Below are 25104 nucleotides of genomic sequence, written 5' to 3'. Positions count from 1 at the left end.
TTCTGCGAATGACAGATGCCTTTGGTTACTTTGGGCAAAACCAAAGTAACTTAATTAGCTGCTTCCATTAGATAACTCAACGATAAGACTCCGTCGTGAAAATCCTACCCAACACTCAACTTCGATGAGTTCTCACAACTTGAAATCATGGTCAATTCTTAAATATAAAAACTCAATGCCCCGCTACCCAATGATAAGTCGCCAAACCCAAACACGTAAAAATTAATGATCCAATTAAATGGATGGAGATCCCCAACATCGCCATTCCCAACTTACCACTTTCTAATAAAGTGACGATCTCAATCGAGAACGTTGAAAAGGTAGTTAAAGCACCACAAAAACCAGTAATCACAAAAAGCTTATAGTTCGGACTTAAATCACTTTGAGCAAAATAAGCAATTGCAAAACCAATAATAAAACCACCGACCAAATTAACAGTCACTGTACCAAATGGAATTTGCGGATAAATCGGGTTGAGTTTTAAACCTAAAAACCAACGTAACCATGCCCCTAGAACTGAGCCTAAAGCAATTGAAAGTAGAGAGTAATACATAGGACCACCCCTTTAGATAGACGCTAAAAGAGCAAAAAATAATGAAGGGAAATATGACACAGCGTACTCCAAAAATAAGCAGAGTACGCAATAACCTACGTACCCAGCGATATAAATACATGAGGGTAACGTAGGCATCATTAGCCAATATGGCGGTTTTTCAAGGGAGGAATGCCATCTCCCCGTTTTAAGTATATTAGATCATCTTGAATTTGATTAAAACATACTTTTTAAATCATGGACGTTCATCGTATTGCGGTAAATCGTCACAAATGCTTTCCCACTCTGCTTTTGAAGCAGCAAAAATATGCATTGTCGGTTTTTGGTCTAGTGGTGTATCAAGTGACCCAATTCTTACACGAAATAGTTCAGGCTGGGCATCACGCGAGCTAATAAGCGGTGAACCACATTCGCTACAAAACCAGCGATACACACCGTTCACAGCAAATTTTTTGACGAGATCTTCACCTTGGGTAATTTTAAAATCTGTACTTTTAACAGGAGCATTGGTGGCAAATGCTGTTCCATTGGATTTTCGGCATCTTTGGCAGTGACACTGAATAATATCTCCGATATCGCCCTTAATTTCATAGCGAATACCCTGACATAAACAACTTCCTTGATAAACTGGTGATGCTTGAGACATGTTCTCGTAAATCCTATTATTATTGATTGCTCAAAAATAACACTTTTCACATATCAAACATAGCACCAAATTATCCTGTTATTTCTCTAAAAATGAATGCACACCCTCACCAGCCGCTCGCCCTGTAGCAAAGCATGCTGTAAGTAAATATCCACCCGTAGGAGCATCCCAATCGAGCATTTCACCACAACAGAATACACCTGAAGTTTGTTTAAGTTCTAAGCTTTCAGTTAGTGCATTCTGCTTAACACCACCAGCACAGCTAATCGCTTCTTCAATGGGTCTAAACCCTTCTAGCTTAATTTGGAGCGCTTTGATTCGCTGAGCCATAGCCTCTGGTTTGTTCCATAGTGCTTTATCAACCACTTCTCTGATTAAGTTAATCTTGGCTGTGTCTAAGCCTGCTTTACGCCAGATATTGGTGAGCGATTGTTTTTTGCTAACTTGTAATTTTTTAACTAACTGTGACAACTCTACATCAGGCAATAAATCTAAAAATAAATTTAAGCTTTGCCCTTGTTTTTGCTGCTCTCGTAAAGCACATCCGAGTTTATAAATAACACCACTTTCTAAACCATAGTGAGTAATCACAATATCGCCATGAGTAATCTGGCTAGGATCAACCCATGCATTGATACGTTTTAAAGGTTCACCAAAACAGCTTTCCATAAAAGCTGACCAAGTGTGAAGTACACCTGCATTACTTGGTTGGAAAGGTTCAATATTGGATTGATCCATCCATTGCTGCCAAGCACCATCACTACCTAATTGTGACCAAGAAACAGCGCCACAAGCCAATACTACTGCATCGTATTGCTGGGTAAAAATTTCAAATTTTTGATTATTTTGGTTTTCTAAAGTCACCGTTGTGCCTTGTAAATTAATACAACGATGACGATAAAAGAATTTAACCTGCTGTTCTGCCAAACGTTTTAGCCAAGCACGCAGTAAAGGTGCCGCTTTCATTTCGACAGGAAAAATACGACCTGAAGTACCCACATAAGATTCAATTCCCAGATTTTTCATCCACTTTTGAATCCAGACTGCATCCCATTTTTCAACCCACGGTTTGAGCCATTCTGCATGGTCATAGCGTTCAATAAACTGCGCTAAAGGTTCAGCATGCGAGATGTTTAACCCCGTTTTACCTGCCATCAGAAACTTACGTGCAGCTGAAGGCTTTTGCTCGTATACATCAATCTCATAATTATACTGGCTCAGTACCTCAGCTGCCATTAAACCAGCCGGACCCGCACCAATAATGGCAACCCGCTTATTCGCCATGCACTTGACCTTGTAATGGGGCAAACTCATCAAAACGTGTGCTGTAACCTTCAGGTTTAGTGATCACAAGCTGTTGGCAAAGTTCTCCACGTTCTAAATACTTAATTTCAAAATGAGTACGTGCAGATGTTTGAGCAATTTTTTCTTTTTGGTAAGGCAGCTTCCAGACATTAATTAATTGTTGTTCAGCTTCTTCAATATATTCAGGAATATTACTTGCCAAAGTAATGGTTCCACCTGTTTGCAGGCGAGAAATTAAGAACTCAAAAAATGGCATATTCAACCAGCGCTGTGCTGGATTATGGGGTTCTGGGTTTGGATAGAGAATAAAGAAATGTTCAACTTGAGCAGGATGTAATGCATGTACCACCCAAGGCAAAGCATCTGCATGTACAGGAATTAAATTATCTCTTGGTTCCAGACCGTGCTGTTTTTGCATTGCCAAGAATTTTTCTCGGGTTCGTTCAATTGCATACAATGTGTGCTGCGGCTGTTGCTCGCTAAAAAGCAAAGCATGTTTACCCTTGCCCGCTCCAATTTCTACACAAATCGGGGTATTTTCAATTGGGGTAAAATCGCGAGGCGCTTGCATACGTTGTGCTTGAAATTGACGAATCTGCATAATCACATCAAACTAAATAAAAATCGGCATAAGTCTAACAAGTCACCTGACTTTTGCCTAATCTATTTCTCTTCACTTTGAGGATATCGCTTTATGCCACGTACATTCCCCTGCCCACGTTGTGGTGAACCAAGTGTTTGGGAAGGTAACGAATTTCGTCCATTTTGCTCTGAACGCTGTAAACTCATTGATTTAGGTGCTTGGGCAAATGATGAGTATAGACTGCCTACCCAAGATGCGCCTCAGCATAACAAGGGTAGTCAAAATGAAGATGATTATGAGGATTAACCAGCTTTACCTGCAACAAAAGGGTTAAATTGTTTCTCATAGCCAATGGTACTCATCGGACCATGTCCAGAAATAAACTGAGTATCATCTGGCAGACTAAAACATTCTCGTTTAATCGATTCAATCAACTGATCGTGATTACCACGCGGGAAATCTGTTCTGCCAATTGAGCCTTTAAACAAGACATCACCTGTCCACAGCAATCCATGATTTTTATTATAAAAAATGACATGTCCTGGCGTATGGCCGGGAGCAAAACGTACCTCAAACTCATCTTCGCCAAGTTTTAGCACTTCGCCACCTTCAAGCCATTGATCGACTTTTACAGGCTGTGGAATTGGAAAGCCATAACGTGCTGAAACTTCCTGAATCATATCTAGCCAAAACTGATCTTCTTTATGTGGCCCAATAACTGGAACGTTCCATTCTTTGGCAAGCTCACCCACCGCTCCTGCATGATCTAAATGCCCATGAGTGAGCCAAAGAGCCTTCACCTTTAAACCCAACGCTTCAACTTCATTTTTTAAAACAGCAGCATCACCACCAGCATCAATCAAAACTGCTTCTTTTGTTTCACTGTCCCAAACAAGAGAGCAATTTTGGGCAAATGCAGTAACTGGAACAATTTTGACTTGCAACATAAGAACCTCTGGCTAAAACACAATTAACGGTGGGCTAAGGTATAGGTAAGGGCATCAAGATTAGCCTGAACTAATCCTGCAAGCAAATCAATATGAGCTTGATCGCTATTTAAAGCAGGAATGTAAGCATAGCTACCACCGCCCGCCTCTTGAAATAACTCAGCGTTTTGAATAGCTAACTCTTCAAGAGTTTCCAAGCAATCAGCAGAAAAAGCTGGGCTTAATACCTGTACTGACTTAACGCCTTGCTTCGCCCAATCTTGTAAAAGCTGGTCTGTATAAGGTTTAACCCATTCTTGTTTTCCAAAACGTGACTGGAAGCTAATTGCCCATTCATCATCTTTTAAATGTAAAGCTTCAGCGACTAACTTTGCTGTAATACGACAACGATCTGCATAAGGGTCGCCTTTATCTGCATACGGCTGTGGAATACCGTGAAAAGACATCAATAGTTTTTCAGGTTTACCATGCTGCTCTTGGTAGGCTAAAACACTTTCTGCCAATGCCTGAATAAACATTGGATGTTGATAATAATCTTTAATAATGGTTAGACCCGGCAAGTTTCGCTGAGCTGGAATCCACTTGGCAAATGCATCATATAACGGCGCTGTAGACGTTGCGGAATATTGAGGAAATAATGGCAATAAAATGACATGCTCTTGCGGGTTAGTCGCCAATTTTTCTAAAACTGTATCAATACCGGGATTACCATAGGTCATCGCTGGTATCACGGTTAAATCAAACTGATTATTTTCTCGCTGCAAATAAGCCTGAATACGTTGAGTTTGCTCAAACACAATTTCACGCATGGGCGAATCTTTTGACCATACCGAAGCATAGGCATGTGCTACCCTTTTTGGGCGAAAAGGTAAAACAAACAGATTTAAAATAATCCACCAAATGAATTTCGGTATTTCAATTACACGTGAATCAGATAAAAACTGCTTTAGAAAACGGCGAACCGCCGGAACAGTGGCCTCATCCGGTGTACCTAAATTCGCTAAAATGACTGTGACTTTCGGTTTTTGTTCAAACGACATGTGTAAATGCCTTTCAATTCATCTTATGTCACTAATGTAACAGCTTTTATTGTCATATATAAATTGAATCGCTCTAAGCTTTTAATCGAATGCCCCGATGATTCCATTTATAGCTAAGTAATAACTTTTGAGCTTTAGCTGTGACTTTCCATAAGCTATAGGATTGTTCAGTCTGAGTTGGAACAATCCAGCCCTGTGACTGCATTTGCTTTTTTATCCGAAACAATGCCTTATGGTTAATCTGAGCGCAGGCAACAGCATGAGCACGAGGTAACTCCTGACGAGCATCTTCTAAGCCAGCCTGATTCAGATATTCATTTAAACATGTCCCAAAATTCTCTTCTGGTGTAGCTGTTTCAAACTGCTTTGCCAATATGCTTAACAACTGCGACCAAGTCATTTGTCGTTGTCGTTTAAGCTCTTTAAAATTCCCATCCTGAAATGCTTGAATTTGATATTCAAATGCAAAAACATCCTGAGGAGCAACTTCGTTTATTTGAGCTGATGATTCTGCTAATTGTTGTTCTAACTGTAAAATTTTACTTTTTAATAACTTAATTTCATCTTCTAAGTGATGAGCTTGATGAGCAGGGACCCAACCTTGTCCCATATGCTGTTCAACTATTAAAGGCATATTTAAACGGACAGCCAACTCTAGTTCACGTGGAGTTTTAAAGTAAAAAATATGATTCGCATCAAGTAATAACCTTTTTCTAAATGCGAGAAATTTATCTTTAAGCTGTGGATGTGTTTCTTGTAAATGCATATCACGACTTTCGGGCTGCTCATGCATGAATACAATAATAGGTTTAGCCTGACTTAACGCATATTCATATTCTAAAGATAAATAACTCACACCAGAAATCGACTGCTCTCCATACTGGCTACCTAAAAGTAGGATTACATAATCACATTCATCAATTTGTCGACGTGCAAGCGTAGTGGTTAGGGGTGTTCGTTGTTCTAATCCCCAAGCAAAGAAACCCATCCCTACCAAGGTTTGAGACAGAATCATCCGCTCTGGCTGCATATCGCGGCCGGATGTTGAAATAAAAATCTGATAGCGTGTATCGAGCATAACAATACCCTTTCGCCCCATGATCTGTCCGTGACTTAATATCAGCCAAGATCATGAACCGCCCCAAATAAAATAATAAATCTAAAAAACACTACTTTCTAAATGATGCTAAAAGATCAGTTTAGATTATGAAGTGTCCAAGTTAACTCTTGTGGAATCATATGTTGTAAAACAGGTTGCAGTGCCTCAGCATTATTACCGCTGACATAACATTCAATACGTGCAACATTCTGACCTATTTGGTCACATAATAACTCATTTTTTATTAAAATACGGGCTGTTTGTCGGGCAACTGCCAATCCAGAATCAACCAGTGTGAATTGGTTATCAAAAAGATGATGAATTGCTTGATTTAAGAAAGGATAATGCGTGCAACCGAGCACTAAATAGTCGGCACCTTGCTCAGCGGCGGGCTGTAAAACTTCTTTTAATGCCTTTAAACATGCCTCACCCATTTGCTGACCTGCCTCTACACAAGGAACAAGTTCAAGGCTGGTTAAGGTCATCACTTTAACACCCGCCGGAACAGCAAACTTCTCGACAACATCTTTAATGAGTTGGCCACGAAAAGTAGCAGGCGTCGCCAATACAGCAACCACTTTAGAACGAGTCTGTAATACAGCAGGTTTTAATGCTGGAACCAATCCTACAATTGGAAAGTGTTCACCATAATGCTCACGCAAATGATCAAGGCTAAATGCGGAAGCCGTATTGCAGGCTACGACTGCAATTTTACAGCCTTGACGATATAGCCAATCGACTGCTCGAGCCGTGAGTTCTCTGATTTCTTGATCAGAGCGAGGACCATAAGGAACGTAGGCAGTATCGGCATAATACACAATACGCTCATTGGGTAAATATTTAGCAATTTCTGCTGCAACTGACATCCCTCCAATTCCCGAATCAAAAATACCAATTGGGGCATCTGCTGATGCTTTAGGCATAGGTTCTAGCTCGGAAAATAAAGGTTGTATGGCGGTCATAGCTGTACTGAAGTGTCAGAAAATTTCACTCCCTAAAGCTTAAACCTCAAGTGCCTAATTGCAAGAGCAAATTACCACTTTTTAGCTCTAAAATGGTTTCACCTTTATCGTTTTCAATCAGTGTTCCATAGTTCACCAAATGATAGAAAGCCTGACGTTGAATCAGCGCATTAATCCCAAAACGGACATGCACATAAGGACGCAACTCTCCTGCATATTCACGCATAAAAATAGGATGCTCTGCATCAACCAAAATTACATCTTGGTTGGTGGTGGTCAGTTGTAAAAACTGATCACCTGAAATTTCGACCTGATCTGCCTGATTGACCAATAAAGGTTCATCTTCAACTTCGATTTCAATTTGTTCTACAGGGGTTTTCAGGTAGAATTTACCCTCTTCTTTCCATAGGACTTTGGTAAACAGATCTAATAGAGCTTGGCGCTTGATTAATTGACCTTCGTGCCACCATTCTCCATTGGATTTCACCGTCAAATCCATTTTGCCGCAATGCTTTGGATGCCACTGCTCTAAAGGTGGAATTGACCTTTTGTGACTTTGCTGTACACCTTTTATGTATTGTGCAATGTTCATTAAGTTTTTATCATCAGATAACGGTATTTTTCCCATATCCGATGGTGAATTATTTTGATTTACCATAGTTTATGCCTTGCTGACGAAAAAATGTTACGACTCAGCCAATTGGCTAGATCATGGTTTAAAACTATACTAGCCCAAACGATAAAAGGCACAATAGCATATTTGCGCCTATGGATTAAAACACTCACGGCAGCACCGAATTATCTGAATATGACGGTTGCCACCTTTAAGTATTGAGGAGTCCTACATGGAACACATCGAACGTGAATCGATGGAGTTTGACGTTGTCATCGTAGGTGCAGGACCTGCAGGTCTATCTGCTGCGATTAAGATCCGTCAATTAGCGATTGAAAAAAACTTACCCGATCTTTCTGTTTGTGTAGTTGAAAAAGGCTCTGAAGTAGGTGCGCATATCTTGTCTGGTGCTGTGCTTGAGCCACGTGCCATCAATGAGCTTTTCCCGAACTGGAAAGATGAAGGCGCGCCTCTTAATGTCCCTGTAACTGAAGACAAAACTTTCTTCTTACTTTCAGACACCACTTCTAAAGAAGTACCTCACTGGATGGTTCCTAAAACCATGCACAACGATGGTAACTATGTTATTTCGTTAGGTAACGTGGTTCGCTGGTTAGGTCAAAAAGCTGAAGAACTAGAAGTTTCTATCTTCCCTGGTTTTGCTGCATCTGAAGTGCTTTACCATGAAGACGGTACTGTAAAAGGTATTCAAACTGGTGACATGGGTATTGGTAAAGATGGCGAACCAACGCATAACTTTACTCCAGGCTATGAGCTTCACGCTAAATACACTCTCTTTGCTGAAGGTTGCCGTGGTCACTTAGGCAAACGCCTCATTGCGAAATACAACCTTGATAAAGATGCTGATCCTCAGCACTACGGTATCGGGATTAAAGAGCTTTGGGAAATTGACCCAGCAAAACATAAACCGGGCTTAGTCATGCACGGTGCAGGTTGGCCTTTAGCAGAAACAGCTTCTTCAGGTGGCTGGTGGTTATACCACGCTGAAAACAACCAAGTTACTTTGGGCATGATTGTGGACTTGTCTTATGAAAATCCACACATGTATCCATTTATGGAAATGCAGCGCTGGAAAACTCACCCACTGATTAAACAGTATTTAGAAGGTGGTAAACGTATTTCTTACGGCGCACGTGCGGTAGTGAAAGGCGGTTTCAACTCTCTTCCTAAATTAACTTTCCCGGGCGGTTGCTTGATTGGTGATGATGCAGGTTTCTTAAACTTTGCAAAAATCAAAGGCTCACACACTGCCATGAAATCAGGCATGTTATGTGGTGAAGCTGTATTTGAAGCGATTGCTGCGGGTGTAGAAAAAGGCGGTGATCTTGCGATTGCACGTGTTACTGAAGGCGAAGATTTATTCGTTAAAGAATTAACTTCATACACTGATAAATTTAACAACAGCTGGTTAAAAGAAGAGCTTTATAACTCTCGTAACTTTGGCCCAGCGATGCATAAATTTGGTCAATGGATGGGTGGTGCATTTAACTTTATCGACCAGAATGTCTTTAAAGTGCCATTCACTTTACATGACTTGAAGCAAGACTTTGCTGCATTGAAAACTATTGATGCAACAAGCTTTAAGCCAAACTATCCAAAACCAGATGGCAAACTTACATTTGACCGTTTATCTTCAGTATTTATCTCAAACACTGTACATGAAGAAAACCAGCCAGCTCACTTGAAGCTTACTGATCTTTCAATTCCAGTGAATGTGAACTTACCAAAATGGGATGAGCCTGCTCAGCGCTACTGCCCTGCTGGTGTTTATGAAATCATGGAAAATGATGATGGTTCTAAACGCTTCCAGATTAACGCAGCGAACTGTGTTCACTGTAAGACCTGTGATATTAAAGACCCATCTCAAAACATTACGTGGGTAACGCCTGAAGGCGGCGGTGGTCCGAATTACCCTAACATGTAATTCCTTGCGCCGCTTTAGCCGCGGCTCATATCCTAATATGTAATAAAAAAGCCCCGATTATTCGGGGCTTTTTTATTAGTATCCACTTATTGAAAAGGCGGTATTTTTGCTACGTTTAAATTAAAATTCTTTTTATAGAAAATAAATGTGCCTAATAAAAATAAGCCAAGAAAACCAAAGTTTCGCGCTAAATCGTAGTACCAAACCGATTTACCAAATAATAAATCAAGAATTAACATCAGCCCGAGAAACCTTGTATGCAAGATCAAACTCATCTTTATCTTTGGTTCAGGAGCAAAAGATGTATTTCTATAACCGAGTAGAATTGAACCTAAAATAATGAGAATAGATATAATAATGATAGCAACAGTTTCAGATAGCCAAGAGATCTCTAAATGTAATAAACCAGCAATAGTGAAAAACCAAAGACAGATTAATAAGCTTCGTTTCACAAAATAATCATTCATTTTTATACGTCATTTATATACTTAATTTTATAAATTATATAACGATTCTTATTTGTAAAAAATTATCATTTCAAATTAAAGTTGAATTATTCATGGCTTCTAATCGTCTTTATTAGAAGCCTTATTATCCTATTAACCTTTCTTCACTAAGTAATGAAATTCTTTATGACCATTTTCATCTAAGCGTTCTTCTTGCAACAACAACTCATGTCCTAAATGCATACAAAATTTAGGAATATCCCAAGAGGTCGAATTATCTGTTGCAAAGACTTCAACCACATCCCCTGACTTAGATTTGCGGATGGCTTGATGCAACATCATGACAGGTTCCGGACAACGTAAACCACGCGTATTGAGTTGTACAGTAGGTGAAATGGGTTGCTCTGACATAACAAACTCGAACAAATAGAATTTTCACATTTTAGCATAAACAAATTACTGAGCTGTTAACTGTAACTGGCTTTTACATAACAATATACGTTTTGTCTTTTAGCTTGTTTTATAGATGCATAAGCATCTTTTCTTCGGTATGATCTGTGTATTCATTTGATACATTGAGTCTTTAGGAAAGATCATGCAAGAGGAACCAAGTCCGTCGTGGGGAATGCGAGGCTTACGAAAATGGTTAGGTACAGCGCCAGAAACCCGTGATGAATTATTAAAATTAGTCCAAAATTCACGCCGCTTTTTAGAACCAGATACTGTTGCTATGCTTGAAGGCGTTCTTGACCTTCCAGCTACAAAAATTCGTGAAGTCATGACGCCACGAACAGCAATGATCAGTTTACAAGAAGATGATCAATTACTTGATATTCTTGATGTACTGGTTGAGTCTGCTCACTCACGCTTTCCAGTCTTCTCTGCCGATCAGCCAGACAATGTTGTCGGGATTTTGCTCGCAAAAGATTTGTTGCCGTTTCTAACTGAACCGAATACCAAAGTTGATATTCGAGTTCTTATGCGCCAACCGTTATTTGTTCCTGAAAGTGCACGTTCCGATCAGGTCCTACGCATGTTAAAACATACTCAGACTCACATTGCGATTGTGATTGACGAATATGGTTCAACAGCCGGTCTTGTTACGCTTGAAGATATTCTTGAAGAGATCGTTGGCGAAATTGAAGATGAGCACGACACTGTCGATGAAGATGCTCAGTACATTGTTCCTGACAATGACCATACGGTAGCAAATGCGTGGATGGTGCAAGCACTTACACCAATCGAACATTTCAATACTGTTTTAGATGCTGATTTTTCTGACGATGAAGTAGAAACTGTCGGCGGTTTATTGCTTCAAGAAATTGGTCTGGTAAGTGATTTACAAGGTCAAACTGTTGAGCTTGGAAATTGGTTATTTACAATTGTTGAAGCAGATGCCCGCACTATTCATCTGATTCGAGCTGTACGTCAATGAGAGCATACTTTGAAAAGCTGTTAGATTCTTCGCAACAACAAAAACAGCTTCCTTTAATTTTTCCTTTACTCATTGCTTTATTTTCAGGTGCCGTGTTCAGTTTTTCACTGGCACCTTATTATTGGTGGTGGTTGGCAATTTTATCTCCAGCCCTACTCTATGCAACATTACATAAGCGCTCAGCTAAACAAGCCTTTGCTATTGGTTGGAGCTATGGCTTTGGCTTATGGTTTGTAGGCGCTTTCTGGCTCTATACTTCCATCCATGTATATGGCGATACCAATGCATTTCTAAGCGTATGTATGATCGCTGTTATGGCCCTTGTCATGGGTTTATTTACAGCATTTCAGACATGGGTTTACCGACGATTCTTCCCTGAAACACCACTTACTTTTGCCCCGCTCTGGATTGTTTTCGAATGGGCAAAAACTTGGGTATTTACAGGTTTCCCATGGTTGTTTGTAGGTTACGCTTTTACTGAACGTTTACTTGATGGTTATGCACCGCTATTTGGCATTTATGCAATTTCCTTCGTCGTCATTGTATTAGCATGTGCTTTAGTCGAAGTTCTGCGTAAACGTATTTTTTGGGTTATCCCTTCTGCCCTATTGGTTTTGGGTGCATGGGGAGCATCGTATATCCAGTTTGTAAAACCTAAAGATGCCAAGCCGCTTAGTGTTTCGCTCATTCAAGGTAACATTCCACAAGATTTAAAATGGCTAACCGAATATCAAGTTAGAACATTAGAAATTTATGCTGGCTTGACACAATCTGAATGGGGCCGTGATCTGATTGTATGGCCTGAGTCTTCAATTCCGCTTTTCCAAACCGATATTGAACCGTTTTTGGATGCAATGGATGCACAAGCTAAAAAGAACCATACTGCATGGGTAACTGGAATTCCCTACTGGGATGTTGCAAAATCACATCAAGTTGGTAGCCCGCTGTATTACAACAGTATTATGGCTTCTGGCAGTGATTCAAGTGGACTCTATAAAAAGCAGCGTCTTGTTCCATTTGGTGAATACATCCCTCTTTCAGGTTTACTCTCTTGGGTGTTACCAGCCATGCAAAATGACATTAGCATGAGCGGTTTTACACGTGGTGAGAGTGACCAAAAACCACTTTTAATTAAAGGGCATGCGCTTGCTGCTGCAATTTGTTATGAAGTGGCTTACCCCAACCTGACAAGACGTAATGCAGAAGATAGCGACTTCTTGGTGACTGTATCGAATGATGCTTGGTTTACGGGTACTGCTGGGCCGTGGCAACATTTACAAATGGTGCAGATGCGCGCGAAAGAAAATGGCCGCTGGTTTATTCGTGCAACCAACACAGGTGTAACAGCGTTTATTGATCAAAATGGTCATATCACTGAACAAGCACCAATCGATAAAGAGTTTGTCTTGAGAGGTGATTTACCTGTTATGCAAGGTCAAACTCTTTATAACCGTTTAGGTGATTATCCAATTTTAGGATTTGCGGTCTTACTGCTGATTTTAGGTTGGGTTTATCGTCCGCGTAAAGTTGACGTTTCTTTTAAATCTCGTCGCTAAATCATAATAACTTTGTACCCAGAGGCACTTCAAACTCTGGGATACAAAGTGCGACATCACCATCTGCATTATGAAATCCTGTCACCAAACATTCTGACTGAATAGGCCCTATTTGTTTTTTAGGGAAATTTACTACAGCAACGACTAATTTACCCACCAAATCTTGTGGTTGATAGAGCTTGGTAATTTGTGCACTTGATTTACGCACACCCAATTCTTCACCAAAATCTACATGCAAAATATAAGCAGGTTTACGCGCCTTTTCAAAAACCTCAGCTTGAATAATTTTACCAACGCGAAGCTCTACTTTTAAAAAATCATTCCAATCGATTTGTTCCATTTCATATTTCTCGTTTTCTTAAATTGCTGATTTGAAGCATATAATATGTACAAATGAAGAAACACCCTGTTTTTAAGTCCAGTTAAAAAATAAAACGTAGATGTTTAATCTACGTTTTATCTAAAAATTTGGTTTTAAAATATTATTAAAAAGCAATCGATAGTTGCAGAGATAAATAAGCAACTAAACTCGATAAAAAGACCATAGGTACATAACGGTAAGCTTTAAAAAGGAATTGTTCATATTGAGTAGATAATTGTTTAGCTTTCCAGACACTCGCTTTTAATGCTGTAAAGAAGCTCACCATTAACCATGCGCTCACAATACTTAATGCGAAGAAACCAATCATGATTTGGCTACTTCCCTCTGTACTCAGCCATAACTTTAATGAAACTTCAGCAATCGGCAATAAACCCAAAATCAATAGGACAGACTTGAGCATTACCCAATGAAACTGAGTCAGTTCATCTACTATGAGAAATGCTTTCATTTAATCTCTCCTTTTAATTGAATAAAGTGCTTTTTATTTATTATGCAAAGCTTTCATTTAAATATATAGCTTATTTTTCTCTACATTTTAACTTTCTTGTAACTATTAAATATGGGAATAATTCTTATTATAAATCTCAAATATTTATATTAACTTTAATTTATATTTTTCAGTTAGTTATTATATTTTTCTGATTGAGAGAGATTATCAATTCGTATTATCATTTTAACTGTTTAACTGAATTGATAATCTACATTACATTTTAATTAAGGTTGATAATAAATATCTGCATCATTACCTTCACCGCCTTCTTTGCCATCCGCTCCAAATGAGTACAAGTCAAAAGCTCGACCATCTGCCCCAGGAATGACATATTGAATATCATTTTTCCAGCTGTCTTTAGGATAACCACCTTTTACATAACCACCTGGCATCCAGTTTTTCGCTGTAGCAGGCTGGTTAACCAAAGCATCTAACCCACCTTCTTGCATGGTTGGGAAATGGCCATTATCTAGCTTGTACTGATCTAAAGCACCCGCCACACCCTTTAATGCAATTTGAGTCGTATCAATTTTAGCTTTTTCACTACGCCCCATGACATTTGGTACGATTAAAGCTGCTAACACACCTAAAATTACAATCACGACCATGACTTCAATGAGGGTAAAGCCTGAGGCACGCTTCATTCGAGCACCGCTCGAACGTGCCGCAAGTCCGAAAGCTGTGCTTGAGGAGCAAACATCTGATAGAGAGCAATGCTCGGAATGGCACGTTGGCTCAAACTGATTTGAAACCGCAGATTCACTATGTTGTTCCATCGCTGTTTCGCTTTGAATATTTTTTACTTTCATCATTATCTCTAATATCAAAGTTATTAAATCATATTGTTCATATTTACGATTGGCAGCATAACCGCGATTACAATAACCAGTACAATGCTTGCCATTAAAACCAGCATAAGCGGTTCAAGTAATGCCAGTAAGGTTGAAATAAATGTCGTCACCTCACGGTCTTGCATGGTCGATGCTCGTTCTAACATTCTGTCAAGCTCGCCTGATGCCTCTCCACTTCGAATCATTTGTACCATCATTGGTGGGAAATAACCACTGCGCTCCAGTTGCGTACCTAGGTTACCACCCTCTGTCACTCGCTCAGCCGCATGAGCAATTGAATCTCGGATAACCCAGTTGTTGGTCACTGCTGCACCAATTTTTAAGGCATCGACCAAAGGCACACCTGAACGGGTCAAAATAGATAAGGTACTGGCAAATCGTGCAGCATTAATACCACGTGATAGTTTACCGAATAATGGCAATTTGAGTGTTAATCGATCAAAAGCATAATGTCCAGCAGTGGTTTTTAAAAACCGTACGAATGCAATAACACCCACCACTGCAAAAAGAATAATAAACACCCAAGCGTGGCGAATAAAATCACTGGCTTTCATTAAAGCGACTGTAATCCACGGGAGAGCATCTTTATTTTGATCAAAAGTTTTTACAATCTCTGGCACAACATAAGTCATTAAACCCATCACAATACCAAAAGACATCAGCATTAAAATGATTGGATAAATCATGGCACCCTGAACTTTCTTTTGCATGGCAAAGCGGTTTTCAGTGTAATCCGAAAGCTGATCTAAAATGAGATCTAAATGTCCCGAGCGCTCGCCAGCAGCCACCGTTGCAATATAAAGGTCAGGGAAACGTCCAGACTGCTGCATACCTTGTGCAAGTGAATGCCCTTCTAAGACTCGAGAACGAACAGATAATAAAAGATTTTGCACATGTGTTTTTTCACTTTGCCTACTTACGGCGCGTAGAGCTTCCTCAAGTGGAATAGCAGCTGCAACCAAGACCGAAAGTTGTCTGGTCATGAGCGCCAAATCGTAAGCACTGAACTTTTTTTGGAATAACCCCTGACTCTGATGTTTATCTTTTTGTTCAACAGGGTCAACACTAATTGGTGTCCATGCTTTATCGCGTAATTGTTGGCGAATCTGGCGCGCTGAGTCTCCCTCAAGCACCCCTTTTTGCTGCTTCCCTGAAGCATCAATGGCAGTAAATTGATATGCAGGCATGGTAATGTTCTAATTTTCCAAAAATAATAGTCGCTGCTGTTGCATCTATGCTACGCAATCATTCATATTCGTTCTATAGCCTGTGTAGAATACCCAAGTCCTCTTCACGACGCTATGCCGTTTTTTAAAATTGACGAAATGAGCCTCTATGACCATAACGCCAAAGCCTGATTCAGTTGTTTATCGTGTGCGTGTAGCCGTACCTGTGCATCTGTACGACACTTTTGACTATACACTCACCCAAGCACAATATGAACGGGCTCACGTAGGCTCACGCGTCGCTATTTCATTTGGACGCCAAAATCTGATTGGCATCATTACTGAAAAAGTTGACCCAAGTGAATCATTTACAGGCACCTTTCAGCTTAAAGCCATTTCTGACCTTTTAGACGAACAGCCTATTTTAGATGAACAAGTTTTAAGTTTATTGACATGGTCGGCTCAGTATTACCAATTTCCAATTGGCGAGGTCATGCAAACCGCCCTACCCGCATTATTGCGTCAGGGCAAACCAATGGATGTTTTGTTCCATCTTTGGAAAATCACGCCATGTGATAATGTTGAAGCACTTCTTAAACGCTCTGTTAAGCAACAAGACGCGTATCAAATTTTAAAGTTACACCCTGCCGGAACTACAGAGAATATTCTTAATTTAAGTGGTGTAGAAACGGCTACGCTTAAAGCACTTCAAAAGAAAGGACTGGTTGACTGTACGCTTGAACCACACGATTTTAGCCCATCGCCTGTTCAATTGGCACAAATGCCGCTTACACTCAATGAAGACCAAAAGAAAGCAACCCAGCACGTCGTAAACGCACAGCATCAATACCAAGCCTTTTTATTAGATGGTTTAACAGGAAGTGGTAAAACTGAAGTTTATCTACACATCATGCACGAAGTGCTAAAGCAAGGTAAGCAAGTACTGGTGTTAGTTCCAGAAATTGGTTTAACCCCTCAAACGATTTCTCGTTTTAAGTCTCGTTTTAACTGTGATATTGCTCTATTACACTCAGGCTTAAATGACTCCAAACGCCTACAAGCATGGCAACAGGCCCAGACTGGTAAAGCATCTATTATTTTAGGAACACGCTCTGCGATCTATACGCCACTGCCACGTTTGGGCTTAATCATTTTAGATGAAGAACATGACCTGTCTTATAAACAGCAAGAAGGCTTCCGCTACCATGCACGTGATGTCGCACTTTATCGAGGTCACTTGCAAAACTGCCCTGTTATTTTAGGTTCAGCAACACCGAGCATCGATAGTTATTATTTGGTCGAAACTGGTAAATTAACTTCACTGCAACTTAATCAACGTGCAGGCCATGCACTTTTACCTAAAATGCATTTGATTGACCTTAAAATTGTCAAAAAACAGCATGGAATTAGCCAACCATTAATCGAACAGATTAAAAATACCCTAGCCAGAAAAGAACAGGTTTTAATCTTTTTAAACCGTCGTGGCTATGCACCTGTACTGGTCTGTGAAAGTTGTGGATGGCAAGCAAATTGTCCGCATTGTGATGCCCATTTTACTTTACATACTCAGCCTTATTCTTATTTACACTGCCACCACTGCGGCACTGTTCATCGCTTGCCAGACCATTGCCCTGAATGCCAGCAAAAAAGCTTAAAAACCCTAGGAGCAGGGACAGCCAAGGTTGAAGAGCACTTACAAGAACTATTTCCAGACTATGATGTGATTCGGGTTGACCGTGACAGTACCAGTCGTGCCGGTAGCTGGCAAAAAATTTATGACCGTATTCATCAAAACAAACCAACAATTTTGCTTGGCACTCAAATGCTGGCAAAAGGTCATCATTTCCCACACGTGACTTTGGTTGCCATTTTAGATATTGATGCAGGGTTACTTAGTGTCGACATTCGCGCGCCAGAACGTACTGCGCAGTTAATTGTACAAGTCGCTGGACGTGCAGGCCGTGGTGAACATAAAGGCCATGTTTATTTACAAACCCTAAGACCAGATCACCCTTTACTAACCACACTCATCGAAAAAGATTATCGGGCGGTTGCTAAACAGACTCTTGCGGAACGTAAAGTCGCATTGCTGCCACCTTACCGTTATGCAGTACTGATACGTGCGGAATCTAAAGATCGTGACTATACCTTACATTTTTTAAATGAAGCGGCGGAACAATTACGCCAAATTGCAGGTGAAATTGTTGATATTTGGGGTCCGATTCCAGCACCGATGGAACGTAAAGCTGGGCGCTACCGCGCCCACATGGTGATTTTATCTGCTGACCGTGCTCGCCTACATTTTTACTTAAGGCAATGGTGGTCACAATTGGTTCATGCACCACGGCAGCATCAACTTCGGCTATCAATTGATGTTGATCCGCAAGAATTTAGTTAGATGATTTGAATATCATGGTGTGAAGAAGCCTTTTTGGCTTTACACTTAAAAGAGACTAATACATTCGAGGCAATGAATGTCATTCTTACTGCAAGCAACAATTTTTCTTGGAGCTTCTCTGATTTTAGTCCCTCTTGGCAAGCGCCTGGGGATAGCAACAGTTTTAGGTTATTTATTTACAGGAATACTTCTGGGCCCTAGTGTTTTAAATATTGCACATGACCCTGAAGCGATTATGGAACTAGCCGAATTCGGCGTTATCTTATTAATGTTCCTGATTGGTTTAGAGTTACGCCCCCAACGTTTATGGGAAATGCGTGACTCTATTTTTGTAATGGGAAGTCTGCAAGTCCTCATTAGTGGGGCTATTCTTATGCTGATCGTACTATTACTCTTTCAACAGCAGCTCTCTGTCAGCTTTGTCATTGGTTTTGCCCTTGCGCTGTCTTCTACCGCTTTTGTATTACAACTTCTGACCGAAAAGCAGCAACTCAATACGACTTATGGTCAGCAGTCTTTTTCCATTTTACTTTTCCAAGATATAGCGGCTATTCCCTTACTTGCCATCATTCCATTATTGGCAGGAACAGAATCAACCCATCATGGGGTAGCTTATTTTGCGGCTATCATTGCAACGTTTACTGGTCTATTTCTGTTTAGTCGCTATGTGATGCGTCCATTCTTCCGCTTTGTTGCCAAAAGTGGAGCGACTGAACTTATTACAGCAGTAGGATTATTTATTATTCTTGCTGTTGTCTTGCTTATGGATACTTTAGGAATTAGCACAACATTAGGTGCTTTCCTAACAGGCGTATTATTAGCAGATTCAGAATTTCGTCACGAGGTTGAAGCGAGTATTGCACCGTTTAAAGGTCTACTGCTTGGCTTATTCTTTATGACCGTCGGCATGACCACACAGCTATCACTACTGATTGATATGCCTTTGCTTATTATTGGTGGCGCAGTCGGCTTATTGCTCATCAAAACGCTGATATTGACCGCCATCGCCCGCTATAAAAAATACAGTTGGAATAACAGCTTGCTTTTAGGTACTTGCTTGGCACAAGGTGGAGAATTTGCTTTTGTAATTTTGAGTCTTGCAAAAAGTGAGAAGGTTTTAACTCAAGCTATATTAGAACCCGTGACTCTGATCGTGACATTGTCGATGGTACTTACACCAGTAATTTACTGGATCATGGCAACTCAGGTCATTCCTCTGTTTAATAAAGAACGTCCACCTGAATATGACGAGATTCCTCAGCAAGATAACCCGATTATCATTGCTGGCTTTGGTCGATTTGGACAAATCATCGCGCGTATTGCCCGCCTACAGCATTTAGGCTTTACTGCAATCGACAACAATCTTCATCAAGTGGACTTTGTGCGTCGCTACGGCGGCAAGCTCTATTATGGCGATGTAACCCAGCCCGATTTACTGCGTTCTGCCGGTATTGAAAAAGCCAAAGTATTTATTTTAGCAATTGATGATGTTGAAGACTCTATGAATGTCGCGCGTCATCTTAGATTAAATTATCCAAACTTAAAGCTATTAGCCCGTGCTCGCGACCGTCACCATGTCCATCTTTTAAGAGATTTAGGCGTGGAATATATTTGGCGTGAGACGTATTTATCTTCATTAGGAATGGCTTATCGCGCTTTGCGAGAACTTGGAATCTCTGATGAACAAGCCTATAACAATATCGAAATCTTTCGGGATTATGATGAGAAATTGCTCATACAGCAGCAAAGTATTTATACTGATGAACAGAAGATTTTTGAAACACATCGTAATGCCTTAGCCGAGCTTGAACATTTGTTTGAAAGTGATGCGCAGCAACAGGCTACATCAAAACATGATGTTAATTTAAAGCGTCATTTACAACCAAATCGCATCGACATTACAAGAGATCATCTAGAATAACTTGAGATTTCAGAAAATGGCTATATTAAGGACTTATTCACATTGCCTAAATAATTGGACAATGGGCACAAAGCTGCCCCTGTCCGGCTTGCGGCTTCGCTGCATTTCCTGAGCTTGATTAAAACGAAATAGTTATACTCTGCTTAGGGCCCTGGAGAATATTATGTCTGATTTACGCCAACGCTTTTATATAGAGAACTTTCCAGTACGTGGAGAAGTAGTTCATCTAGAAGAAGCCCTACAAACTATCTTAGCTCAACGTGACTATATGCCTGCGGTTAAAATTCTGATAGGTGAAATGTTGAGTGCGACTGCATTACTTGCAAGTACACTAAAAATCAAAGGCCGTATCAGCTTGCAAATCCAGGCTAGCGGCACCTTCAAATGGGCGATGGCTGAATGTAACCATTTAGGAGAGGTTCGTGCTTTAGCGGACTATGAAACCGACCCTCGCTTTGTTGAAGCAACAGACAGCAGCACAGTTCTTGGCGCTTTAGTTAATCCAGTTTTATTTATTAATATTGAACCGGAATTTGGCGAACGTTATCAAGGAATCGTGCCGCTTGATCAAGTGACTTTAGCGGGTTGCTTAATGCAATATTATGATTTATCTGCACAAATTCCAACTCGTATTGTGTTGGCAAGTACAGATAAGCGTTCTGGCGGTTTACTGATTCAACTCTTACCACGTCATGATGAAGAAGAGCAAAACTTGGTCGATGAAGATTTATGGCCACGTTTGACGATGTTGACCGAAACATTAAAAGCTGAAGAGCTTACCAATTTAGATGCAAATGAAATCTTATATCGTTTATATAACGAAGAAGAAGTTCGTTTACCAGAAATTGAAGCATTAAAATTTGGCTGTACATGTTCAAAAGAACGCTGTGCAAATGCTCTGATTCAAATTGGTGTAGACGCTGTTCATGAAACTCTAGAACAGCAGAACCCGATTCGTATGGACTGTCAGTTCTGTAATACGCAATATACATTTACCGCTGAAGAAGCTTTAGCGTTATTTGGTGAACATTTAAGTTAATTTTTTAACTTTATAAAAAGGCGGTTATACCGCCTTTTTATTTACCTGTATTTTTTGATGATAATTTTCAACATGTTAATTTAAATAGGATAATATAAAGCTACTTTATAGCCTAATAAATAAGATGCCTAAATACCATGAATTATTTTGATTATTTTCTCTTTATTTTTAGTGTAGTTATCATGATTGCGACCCCTGGCCCTGTCATGATTTTAGTTGCAAGCGCTGGACTTAAAGGGGGCTATAAAAAAGCACTAGAAACCATTTTTGGTACAAACCTAGCATCCCTTGTTTTAATTTTTATTTCAGTACTGGTTTTAAAAGGAGTACTGAGTGTTAATGATAGTTACCTCAATATCATTCGGATTTTAGGCTGCCTATATATTGGTTATTTGGGTTTTAGTATTCTCAAAGAAGTTATTCAGGCACCTCACCCAGAAGCGATACAAACAGTTTCAGCACAAAATGGTGGCTTTAAAAAAGGCTTTCTTGTCGGTATTTCAAACCCAAAAGATATTATCTTTTTCTCTGCTTTCTTTCCGCAATTTGTCTCTATTACCCCTCAGTTAAATTTAAGTTTAACCCTACTTACTCTGACATGGATTGTTTTAGACTTCCTCACACTATCTTTGGTTTATATCTTTTTCCGCCGCCTTTCTAACAGTCATTTATATCCAAAAATATTAGGCCTCTGCGGTTTATTACTTCTACTTATTGCTCTGTACGGCTTATATCAGAGTTTCATCTAATTCATTAGAGGTATAGTCTAATTTTTCTATACCTCTTTATTTCGTAATAGAACAACTCTTATACAATCTAGCTTATTGAAAACTCTAAAAATCGTTTCATAATGAAATAAACAACACCATCGTGATAAAACATTATGGCAAAAAATTATTATGAAGAATTAGGGGTTACACGCAAAGCCTCTGCTGATGAAATTAAAAAAGCTTATCGAAAATTAGCCCGTAAATATCATCCCGACATCAGCAAAGAAAAAGATGCAGAAGAAAAAATGCAGGCCATTAATGTTGCCTATGACACATTAAGCAACGCAGATAAAAAAGCCGAATATGACCAAATGTTAGATCATCCTCAAGGTTTTAATAACTTTGGTCAAGGTGCTGCACAAGGTGGTTTTGATGGAGCACAGTTTTATCGTCAAGGTTTTACAGGCGGTGAACAAGCAGACTTTAGCGGTTTTGAAGATTTATTTGGTCGCTTTGGTGCAGGCTTTGGTGGTGGCCAACAACAATATCAAAGACAACAACGTAGTTATCGCGGTGAAGATCAACATGCCAGCATAGAGGTTGATCTTGATATTGCCTATCATGGTTCGACCCAGCAAATTACTCTGCAAATTCCAACCATGAATGCTTATGGTGAGCCTGAAGTTCAACGCAAAACTTTACAGGTAAAAATACCAAAAGGCATGAAAGAAGGTCAGCAAATCCGCTTAAGTGGGCAAGGCCAAAGTGGGATTAATGGTGGTGCTAACGGCGATCTTTATATTGAAATCCAGTATAAAGATACAGACCGTGTTCATGTCGAAGGCAGTGATGTGTATTTGACTGTAGATGTAACCCCATGGGAAGCGGCATTAGGTCAAGGTATTGAAGTGAAAACACCGGCAGGATCTTTACATGTCAATTTACCTAAAAATGCAAAACAAGGACAACAGCTACGTTTAAAAGACAAAGGGATACCAAATAAAACGCCAGGGCATCTGTATTTAATTTTAAATATTGTATTCCCGCCTGCAAATTCTGAAAAAGAAAAAGAAGCGTATCAGCAACTGGCAGAAGCATTTGCTTCATTCGAACCTCGTTCATCTCATTAGGGAGCAAGATCATGACAACCATTCACTATCGAGAAATTGTATATGACGGCCATACCTTTAGTGCAGAGGTCGTTGATGAACAATCTACATTTGATTTACAACAATTTGCCCAAGCTTGCGGCCAAAGTCCTGACTGGATTCTTCAGCTCATTGAATATGACATTTTATCAGTCGAAAATAAACCTGAAGCACACCAGTTTATGGGCGAAGATGTCGCACGTGCTCGTAAAGCGTATCGTCTGCAACGTGACTTTGACGCAAGTTTAGCAGCAGTTGCGGTAATGTTAGATTTGATTGATGAAGTGCAACAACTTAGAAAACAGTTGAAGCATTTTCATTAGATTAGATAGTCACGACGGAGTCCTACTGGCACTCCCTATCTATTTCATCAGCTAATTACGTTACTTTTGTTTTGGCATGAGTAGCGAAGCTACGCAAGGCCAAAACCAGAGATATTGAAGTGCGTACTAAGATCAAATTTATATTTGAACACAAGCTACGCACTTCGTTTGTCTTGCGCTCGAAGCAAACGATGTTTGCTTTTTCTCGCTCAGGTTGTGGATGACGCTTAGCTCAAGCAAATTTGGAAAAAATTCAATAAAAATTGAAGAATTATTTCAACCGAGTAATCTTTTCCACTTCCTTCAAAGTCTGTTTAATCGGTTCATATTCCAAAAACCAGAACAAATTCATCCGATCTTGGCGATGTTGTTGAGCCAATAAATCAATCACACTTTTTTCACCGCGGCCGACCAAGTGTTGTCGATAAAAATAGTAGAGTAATAAAACAGTACTGAGCAGCATGACACCGAGCATAATCCAGAAACCTACCGGTGACTTAAGCCCTGGAATAAACTCAAAGTTCATTCCATAAATACCCGTTAAAAGCGTAAGCGGTGCAAATACGGCAGTAATAATGGCAAGAATACGCATATTTTCATTGGTCTGGTTTGCAATTGCCGAGAAATGCAAATCAATCGCTGATTGAATAGCGCTACGTAAACGTAAAGTATGTTTTTGAATACGTTCGACATGACTCATTAAATCATTCAAACGAACTAACAGAAGGTCTTGAGAACTATGCGTCTTCTCACCAATAACATGATGATAGTTTTCTACAATTTCATCTCGAAACTCTTGTAAGGTTTCGATTTGCTCTTCGCATAAATTTTCAACTTGCTGAAAGGCCATGTTTTCATGAAACAACTGATGCCATTGTTTAAAACGGCGATTACCTTGCAGCAATTGCTGTTGCCAATGCTCAACCCTTCTAGTCAAAGGTGAACGGATATCAAGGTAGCCATCCACCATACTATTGAGCAGTCGTAAACATAAATCTACAGGTGAATTAGGCAGCTTACGGGTTTTATTTTGTTCTTCCAAAGTTTTACATAAAATATTTTCGAGACGTTGAATATAGTTTTCAATCGACTTATTGCCCTGCTCACGAACACTAATCAGAACTTTAGGAGTAAAAATAAAGCTAATCGGCGTGGTTGCTAGGCCAAATACACTCTCATGGGATTCCCCATTTTTAATTTCATCATCAGGTGTAACGAGCTTTCTAAAAATAAGCAAATCATATTCTTCAAGCGTATCAAATGCACAAGGATGCTCAATATTGGCAATATCCCGCATATGAAATTCATTAATAACCACACCTGAAAGCTGTTGAATCTTTTGTTGCCATTCTTCGTTATGGTTCACCACATCAGCTCTGACACTATCAATCCAGAAAAACTCCAGAATGTGTTCATTATGCTGTTCACGGCTTAAAAAGACATAGCCGTCAGCTTGATGGCGATAAAAGTAATAAACCTGCATACCACAATGATCTGTTTTTGTATTACTTGCATCATGCCATAAAAAAAGTCCGCATCAAGCGGA

General features: G+C 39.8%; 26 protein-coding genes and 1 riboswitch. Of the genes, 10 read left to right on the top strand and 16 right to left on the bottom strand.

Features of this window, described 5'->3' with window-relative positions; genetic code table 11:
- Nucleotides 1-172: 172 nt before the first annotated feature.
- The 4 genes from crcB to JGE69_RS12765 all read right to left on the bottom strand — a co-directional run bounded on the left by crcB (nucleotide 173) and on the right by JGE69_RS12765 (nucleotide 3111).
- Nucleotides 173-553 (bottom strand): fluoride efflux transporter CrcB, encoded by a 381-nt coding sequence (gene crcB, locus JGE69_RS12780; protein ID WP_199113722.1) that lies wholly within the window; start codon nucleotides 551-553, stop codon nucleotides 173-175.
- 124 nt (nucleotides 554-677) lie between these two features.
- Nucleotides 678-744, bottom strand: a riboswitch (Fluoride riboswitch).
- Nucleotides 745-788: 44 nt separating this feature from the next.
- Complete coding sequence (locus JGE69_RS12775; RefSeq protein WP_199113724.1) at nucleotides 789-1199, bottom strand: GFA family protein; 411 nt, start codon at nucleotides 1197-1199, stop codon at nucleotides 789-791.
- A gap of 78 nt (nucleotides 1200-1277) precedes the next feature.
- The gene (locus JGE69_RS12770; protein WP_199113726.1) at nucleotides 1278-2483 is read right to left on the bottom strand and encodes a TIGR03862 family flavoprotein; all 1206 of its coding nucleotides are present in this window, start codon (nucleotides 2481-2483) and stop codon (nucleotides 1278-1280) included.
- On the bottom strand, nucleotides 2473-3111 hold the full coding sequence (locus JGE69_RS12765; protein ID WP_199113728.1) for an SAM-dependent methyltransferase: 639 nt from the start codon (nucleotides 3109-3111) through the stop codon (nucleotides 2473-2475). The genes JGE69_RS12770 and JGE69_RS12765 overlap by 11 nt, the downstream gene beginning before the upstream one ends.
- 87 nt (nucleotides 3112-3198) lie before the next feature.
- On the opposite strand from JGE69_RS12765, the gene JGE69_RS12760 reads away from it, so the two are divergent.
- Nucleotides 3199-3393, top strand: a complete 195-nt coding sequence (locus JGE69_RS12760) for a DNA gyrase inhibitor YacG (RefSeq protein ID WP_002114956.1) — start codon at nucleotides 3199-3201, stop codon at nucleotides 3391-3393.
- Here the strand turns inward: JGE69_RS12760 and JGE69_RS12755 are convergent.
- The 5 genes from JGE69_RS12755 to JGE69_RS12735 form a co-directional block, all read right to left on the bottom strand.
- Nucleotides 3390-4034: an MBL fold metallo-hydrolase gene (locus tag JGE69_RS12755; protein ID WP_086264318.1), complete on the bottom strand. Its 645-nt coding sequence runs from the start codon at nucleotides 4032-4034 to the stop codon at nucleotides 3390-3392. The genes JGE69_RS12760 and JGE69_RS12755 overlap by 4 nt on opposite strands.
- Nucleotides 4035-4057: 23 nt before the next feature.
- Nucleotides 4058-5074, bottom strand: a complete 1017-nt coding sequence (gene hemH / locus JGE69_RS12750) for a ferrochelatase (RefSeq protein ID WP_199113730.1) — start codon at nucleotides 5072-5074, stop codon at nucleotides 4058-4060.
- 73 nt (nucleotides 5075-5147) lie between these two features.
- Complete coding sequence (locus JGE69_RS12745; RefSeq protein ID WP_199113808.1) at nucleotides 5148-6152, bottom strand: DUF4062 domain-containing protein; 1005 nt, start codon at nucleotides 6150-6152, stop codon at nucleotides 5148-5150.
- A 116-nt stretch (nucleotides 6153-6268) separates the two neighbouring features.
- Nucleotides 6269-7135, bottom strand: a complete 867-nt coding sequence (murI, locus tag JGE69_RS12740; protein ID WP_199113732.1) for a glutamate racemase — start codon at nucleotides 7133-7135, stop codon at nucleotides 6269-6271.
- Nucleotides 7136-7181: 46 nt separating this feature from the next.
- Entirely contained in the window at nucleotides 7182-7793 is a 612-nt protein-coding gene (locus tag JGE69_RS12735; protein WP_199113734.1) for a DUF1285 domain-containing protein, read from the bottom strand.
- Between the two features lie 187 nt (nucleotides 7794-7980).
- Between JGE69_RS12735 and JGE69_RS12730 the strand changes: the two genes are divergently transcribed.
- On the top strand, nucleotides 7981-9693 hold the full coding sequence (locus JGE69_RS12730) for an electron transfer flavoprotein-ubiquinone oxidoreductase (RefSeq protein WP_199113736.1): 1713 nt from the start codon (nucleotides 7981-7983) through the stop codon (nucleotides 9691-9693).
- An 86-nt stretch (nucleotides 9694-9779) separates the two neighbouring features.
- Here the strand turns inward: JGE69_RS12730 and JGE69_RS12725 are convergent, their stop codons facing one another.
- Together JGE69_RS12725 and tusA are read right to left on the bottom strand one after the other, a co-directional pair.
- Complete coding sequence (locus tag JGE69_RS12725; RefSeq protein WP_005079280.1) at nucleotides 9780-10160, bottom strand: hypothetical protein; 381 nt, start codon at nucleotides 10158-10160, stop codon at nucleotides 9780-9782.
- 132 nt (nucleotides 10161-10292) lie between these two features.
- Nucleotides 10293-10550 carry a sulfurtransferase TusA gene (gene tusA, locus JGE69_RS12720; protein WP_002053527.1) on the bottom strand — a complete coding sequence of 86 codons (258 nt, stop codon included), beginning with the start codon at nucleotides 10548-10550 and terminating at the stop codon, nucleotides 10293-10295.
- 184 nt (nucleotides 10551-10734) lie between these two features.
- On the opposite strand from tusA, the gene JGE69_RS12715 reads away from it, so the two are divergent.
- On the top strand, nucleotides 10735-11574 hold the full coding sequence (locus tag JGE69_RS12715) for an HlyC/CorC family transporter (RefSeq protein ID WP_002114976.1): 840 nt from the start codon (nucleotides 10735-10737) through the stop codon (nucleotides 11572-11574).
- Complete coding sequence (gene lnt / locus JGE69_RS12710) at nucleotides 11571-13130, top strand: apolipoprotein N-acyltransferase (RefSeq protein ID WP_199113738.1); 1560 nt, start codon at nucleotides 11571-11573, stop codon at nucleotides 13128-13130. The genes JGE69_RS12715 and lnt overlap by 4 nt, the downstream gene beginning before the upstream one ends.
- A gap of 1 nt (nucleotide 13131) precedes the next feature.
- Here the strand turns inward: lnt and JGE69_RS12705 are convergent, their stop codons facing one another.
- The 4 genes from JGE69_RS12705 to gspF form a co-directional block, all read right to left on the bottom strand.
- Nucleotides 13132-13470 (bottom strand): tRNA-binding protein, encoded by a 339-nt coding sequence (locus tag JGE69_RS12705; protein WP_005079284.1) that lies wholly within the window; start codon nucleotides 13468-13470, stop codon nucleotides 13132-13134.
- 145 nt (nucleotides 13471-13615) lie between these two features.
- Nucleotides 13616-13960 carry a hypothetical protein gene (locus JGE69_RS12700; RefSeq protein WP_199113740.1) on the bottom strand — a complete coding sequence of 115 codons (345 nt, stop codon included), beginning with the start codon at nucleotides 13958-13960 and terminating at the stop codon, nucleotides 13616-13618.
- Between the two features lie 266 nt (nucleotides 13961-14226).
- Complete coding sequence (gene gspG / locus JGE69_RS12695) at nucleotides 14227-14811, bottom strand: type II secretion system major pseudopilin GspG (protein WP_005079288.1); 585 nt, start codon at nucleotides 14809-14811, stop codon at nucleotides 14227-14229.
- Nucleotides 14812-14834: 23 nt separating this feature from the next.
- On the bottom strand, nucleotides 14835-16040 hold the full coding sequence (gspF, locus tag JGE69_RS12690) for a type II secretion system inner membrane protein GspF (protein WP_005065941.1): 1206 nt from the start codon (nucleotides 16038-16040) through the stop codon (nucleotides 14835-14837).
- A 148-nt stretch (nucleotides 16041-16188) separates the two neighbouring features.
- On the opposite strand from gspF, the gene JGE69_RS12685 reads away from it, so the two are divergent.
- From JGE69_RS12685 to JGE69_RS12660, 6 genes are all read left to right on the top strand, one after another.
- The gene (locus JGE69_RS12685; RefSeq protein ID WP_199113742.1) at nucleotides 16189-18417 is read left to right on the top strand and encodes a primosomal protein N'; all 2229 of its coding nucleotides are present in this window, start codon (nucleotides 16189-16191) and stop codon (nucleotides 18415-18417) included.
- 76 nt (nucleotides 18418-18493) lie between these two features.
- Nucleotides 18494-20338 carry a monovalent cation:proton antiporter-2 (CPA2) family protein gene (locus JGE69_RS12680; RefSeq protein WP_069031514.1) on the top strand — a complete coding sequence of 615 codons (1845 nt, stop codon included), beginning with the start codon at nucleotides 18494-18496 and terminating at the stop codon, nucleotides 20336-20338.
- A 163-nt stretch (nucleotides 20339-20501) separates the two neighbouring features.
- The gene (locus JGE69_RS12675; RefSeq protein WP_017402578.1) at nucleotides 20502-21377 is read left to right on the top strand and encodes an Hsp33 family molecular chaperone HslO; all 876 of its coding nucleotides are present in this window, start codon (nucleotides 20502-20504) and stop codon (nucleotides 21375-21377) included.
- Nucleotides 21378-21514: 137 nt separating this feature from the next.
- Nucleotides 21515-22126 carry a LysE family translocator gene (locus JGE69_RS12670; protein WP_002115157.1) on the top strand — a complete coding sequence of 204 codons (612 nt, stop codon included), beginning with the start codon at nucleotides 21515-21517 and terminating at the stop codon, nucleotides 22124-22126.
- A 134-nt stretch (nucleotides 22127-22260) separates the two neighbouring features.
- Nucleotides 22261-23217, top strand: coding sequence for a DnaJ C-terminal domain-containing protein (locus JGE69_RS12665; protein ID WP_017402580.1), 957 nt, complete (start codon nucleotides 22261-22263; stop codon nucleotides 23215-23217).
- A gap of 11 nt (nucleotides 23218-23228) precedes the next feature.
- Nucleotides 23229-23558 carry a chaperone modulator CbpM gene (locus JGE69_RS12660; protein WP_016142348.1) on the top strand — a complete coding sequence of 110 codons (330 nt, stop codon included), beginning with the start codon at nucleotides 23229-23231 and terminating at the stop codon, nucleotides 23556-23558.
- A gap of 271 nt (nucleotides 23559-23829) precedes the next feature.
- Here the strand turns inward: JGE69_RS12660 and JGE69_RS12655 are convergent, their stop codons facing one another.
- Entirely contained in the window at nucleotides 23830-25041 is a 1212-nt protein-coding gene (locus JGE69_RS12655) for a magnesium transporter CorA family protein (protein ID WP_014208248.1), read from the bottom strand.
- Nucleotides 25042-25104: the final 63 nt, after the last annotated feature.

The sequence above is a fragment of the Acinetobacter sp. C13 genome (genome assembly GCF_016809775.1).
Lineage (GTDB): Bacteria > Pseudomonadota > Gammaproteobacteria > Pseudomonadales > Moraxellaceae > Acinetobacter > Acinetobacter pittii.
Note: the sequence above shows the minus strand (reverse complement) of the source record. Positions and strands in the feature narration are given on the sequence as shown.

Bases quoted from the DNA above. Each gene is read 5' to 3' on its own strand.
- crcB (WP_199113722.1), bottom strand. From the start codon at position 553: ATGTATTACTCTCTACTTTCAATTGCTTTAGGCTCAGTTCTAGGGGCA.
- JGE69_RS12775 (WP_199113724.1), bottom strand. From the start codon at position 1,199: ATGTCTCAAGCATCACCAGTTTATCAAGGAAGTTGTTTATGTCAGGGT.
- JGE69_RS12770 (WP_199113726.1), bottom strand. From the start codon at position 2,483: ATGGCGAATAAGCGGGTTGCCATTATTGGTGCGGGTCCGGCTGGTTTA.
- JGE69_RS12760 (WP_002114956.1), top strand. From the start codon at position 3,199: ATGCCACGTACATTCCCCTGCCCACGTTGTGGTGAACCAAGTGTTTGG.
- JGE69_RS12755 (WP_086264318.1), bottom strand. From the start codon at position 4,034: ATGTTGCAAGTCAAAATTGTTCCAGTTACTGCATTTGCCCAAAATTGC.
- hemH (WP_199113730.1), bottom strand. From the start codon at position 5,074: ATGTCGTTTGAACAAAAACCGAAAGTCACAGTCATTTTAGCGAATTTA.
- JGE69_RS12745 (WP_199113808.1), bottom strand. From the start codon at position 6,152: ATGCTCGATACACGCTATCAGATTTTTATTTCAACATCCGGCCGCGAT.
- murI (WP_199113732.1), bottom strand. From the start codon at position 7,135: ATGACCGCCATACAACCTTTATTTTCCGAGCTAGAACCTATGCCTAAA.
- JGE69_RS12735 (WP_199113734.1), bottom strand. From the start codon at position 7,793: ATGGTAAATCAAAATAATTCACCATCGGATATGGGAAAAATACCGTTA.
- JGE69_RS12730 (WP_199113736.1), top strand. From the start codon at position 7,981: ATGGAACACATCGAACGTGAATCGATGGAGTTTGACGTTGTCATCGTA.
- JGE69_RS12725 (WP_005079280.1), bottom strand. From the start codon at position 10,160: ATGAATGATTATTTTGTGAAACGAAGCTTATTAATCTGTCTTTGGTTT.
- tusA (WP_002053527.1), bottom strand. From the start codon at position 10,550: ATGTCAGAGCAACCCATTTCACCTACTGTACAACTCAATACGCGTGGT.
- JGE69_RS12715 (WP_002114976.1), top strand. From the start codon at position 10,735: ATGCAAGAGGAACCAAGTCCGTCGTGGGGAATGCGAGGCTTACGAAAA.
- lnt (WP_199113738.1), top strand. From the start codon at position 11,571: ATGAGAGCATACTTTGAAAAGCTGTTAGATTCTTCGCAACAACAAAAA.
- JGE69_RS12705 (WP_005079284.1), bottom strand. From the start codon at position 13,470: ATGGAACAAATCGATTGGAATGATTTTTTAAAAGTAGAGCTTCGCGTT.
- JGE69_RS12700 (WP_199113740.1), bottom strand. From the start codon at position 13,960: ATGAAAGCATTTCTCATAGTAGATGAACTGACTCAGTTTCATTGGGTA.
- gspG (WP_005079288.1), bottom strand. From the start codon at position 14,811: ATGAAAGTAAAAAATATTCAAAGCGAAACAGCGATGGAACAACATAGT.
- gspF (WP_005065941.1), bottom strand. From the start codon at position 16,040: ATGCCTGCATATCAATTTACTGCCATTGATGCTTCAGGGAAGCAGCAA.
- JGE69_RS12685 (WP_199113742.1), top strand. From the start codon at position 16,189: ATGACCATAACGCCAAAGCCTGATTCAGTTGTTTATCGTGTGCGTGTA.
- JGE69_RS12680 (WP_069031514.1), top strand. From the start codon at position 18,494: ATGTCATTCTTACTGCAAGCAACAATTTTTCTTGGAGCTTCTCTGATT.
- JGE69_RS12675 (WP_017402578.1), top strand. From the start codon at position 20,502: ATGTCTGATTTACGCCAACGCTTTTATATAGAGAACTTTCCAGTACGT.
- JGE69_RS12670 (WP_002115157.1), top strand. From the start codon at position 21,515: ATGAATTATTTTGATTATTTTCTCTTTATTTTTAGTGTAGTTATCATG.
- JGE69_RS12665 (WP_017402580.1), top strand. From the start codon at position 22,261: ATGGCAAAAAATTATTATGAAGAATTAGGGGTTACACGCAAAGCCTCT.
- JGE69_RS12660 (WP_016142348.1), top strand. From the start codon at position 23,229: ATGACAACCATTCACTATCGAGAAATTGTATATGACGGCCATACCTTT.
- JGE69_RS12655 (WP_014208248.1), bottom strand. From the start codon at position 25,041: ATGCAGGTTTATTACTTTTATCGCCATCAAGCTGACGGCTATGTCTTT.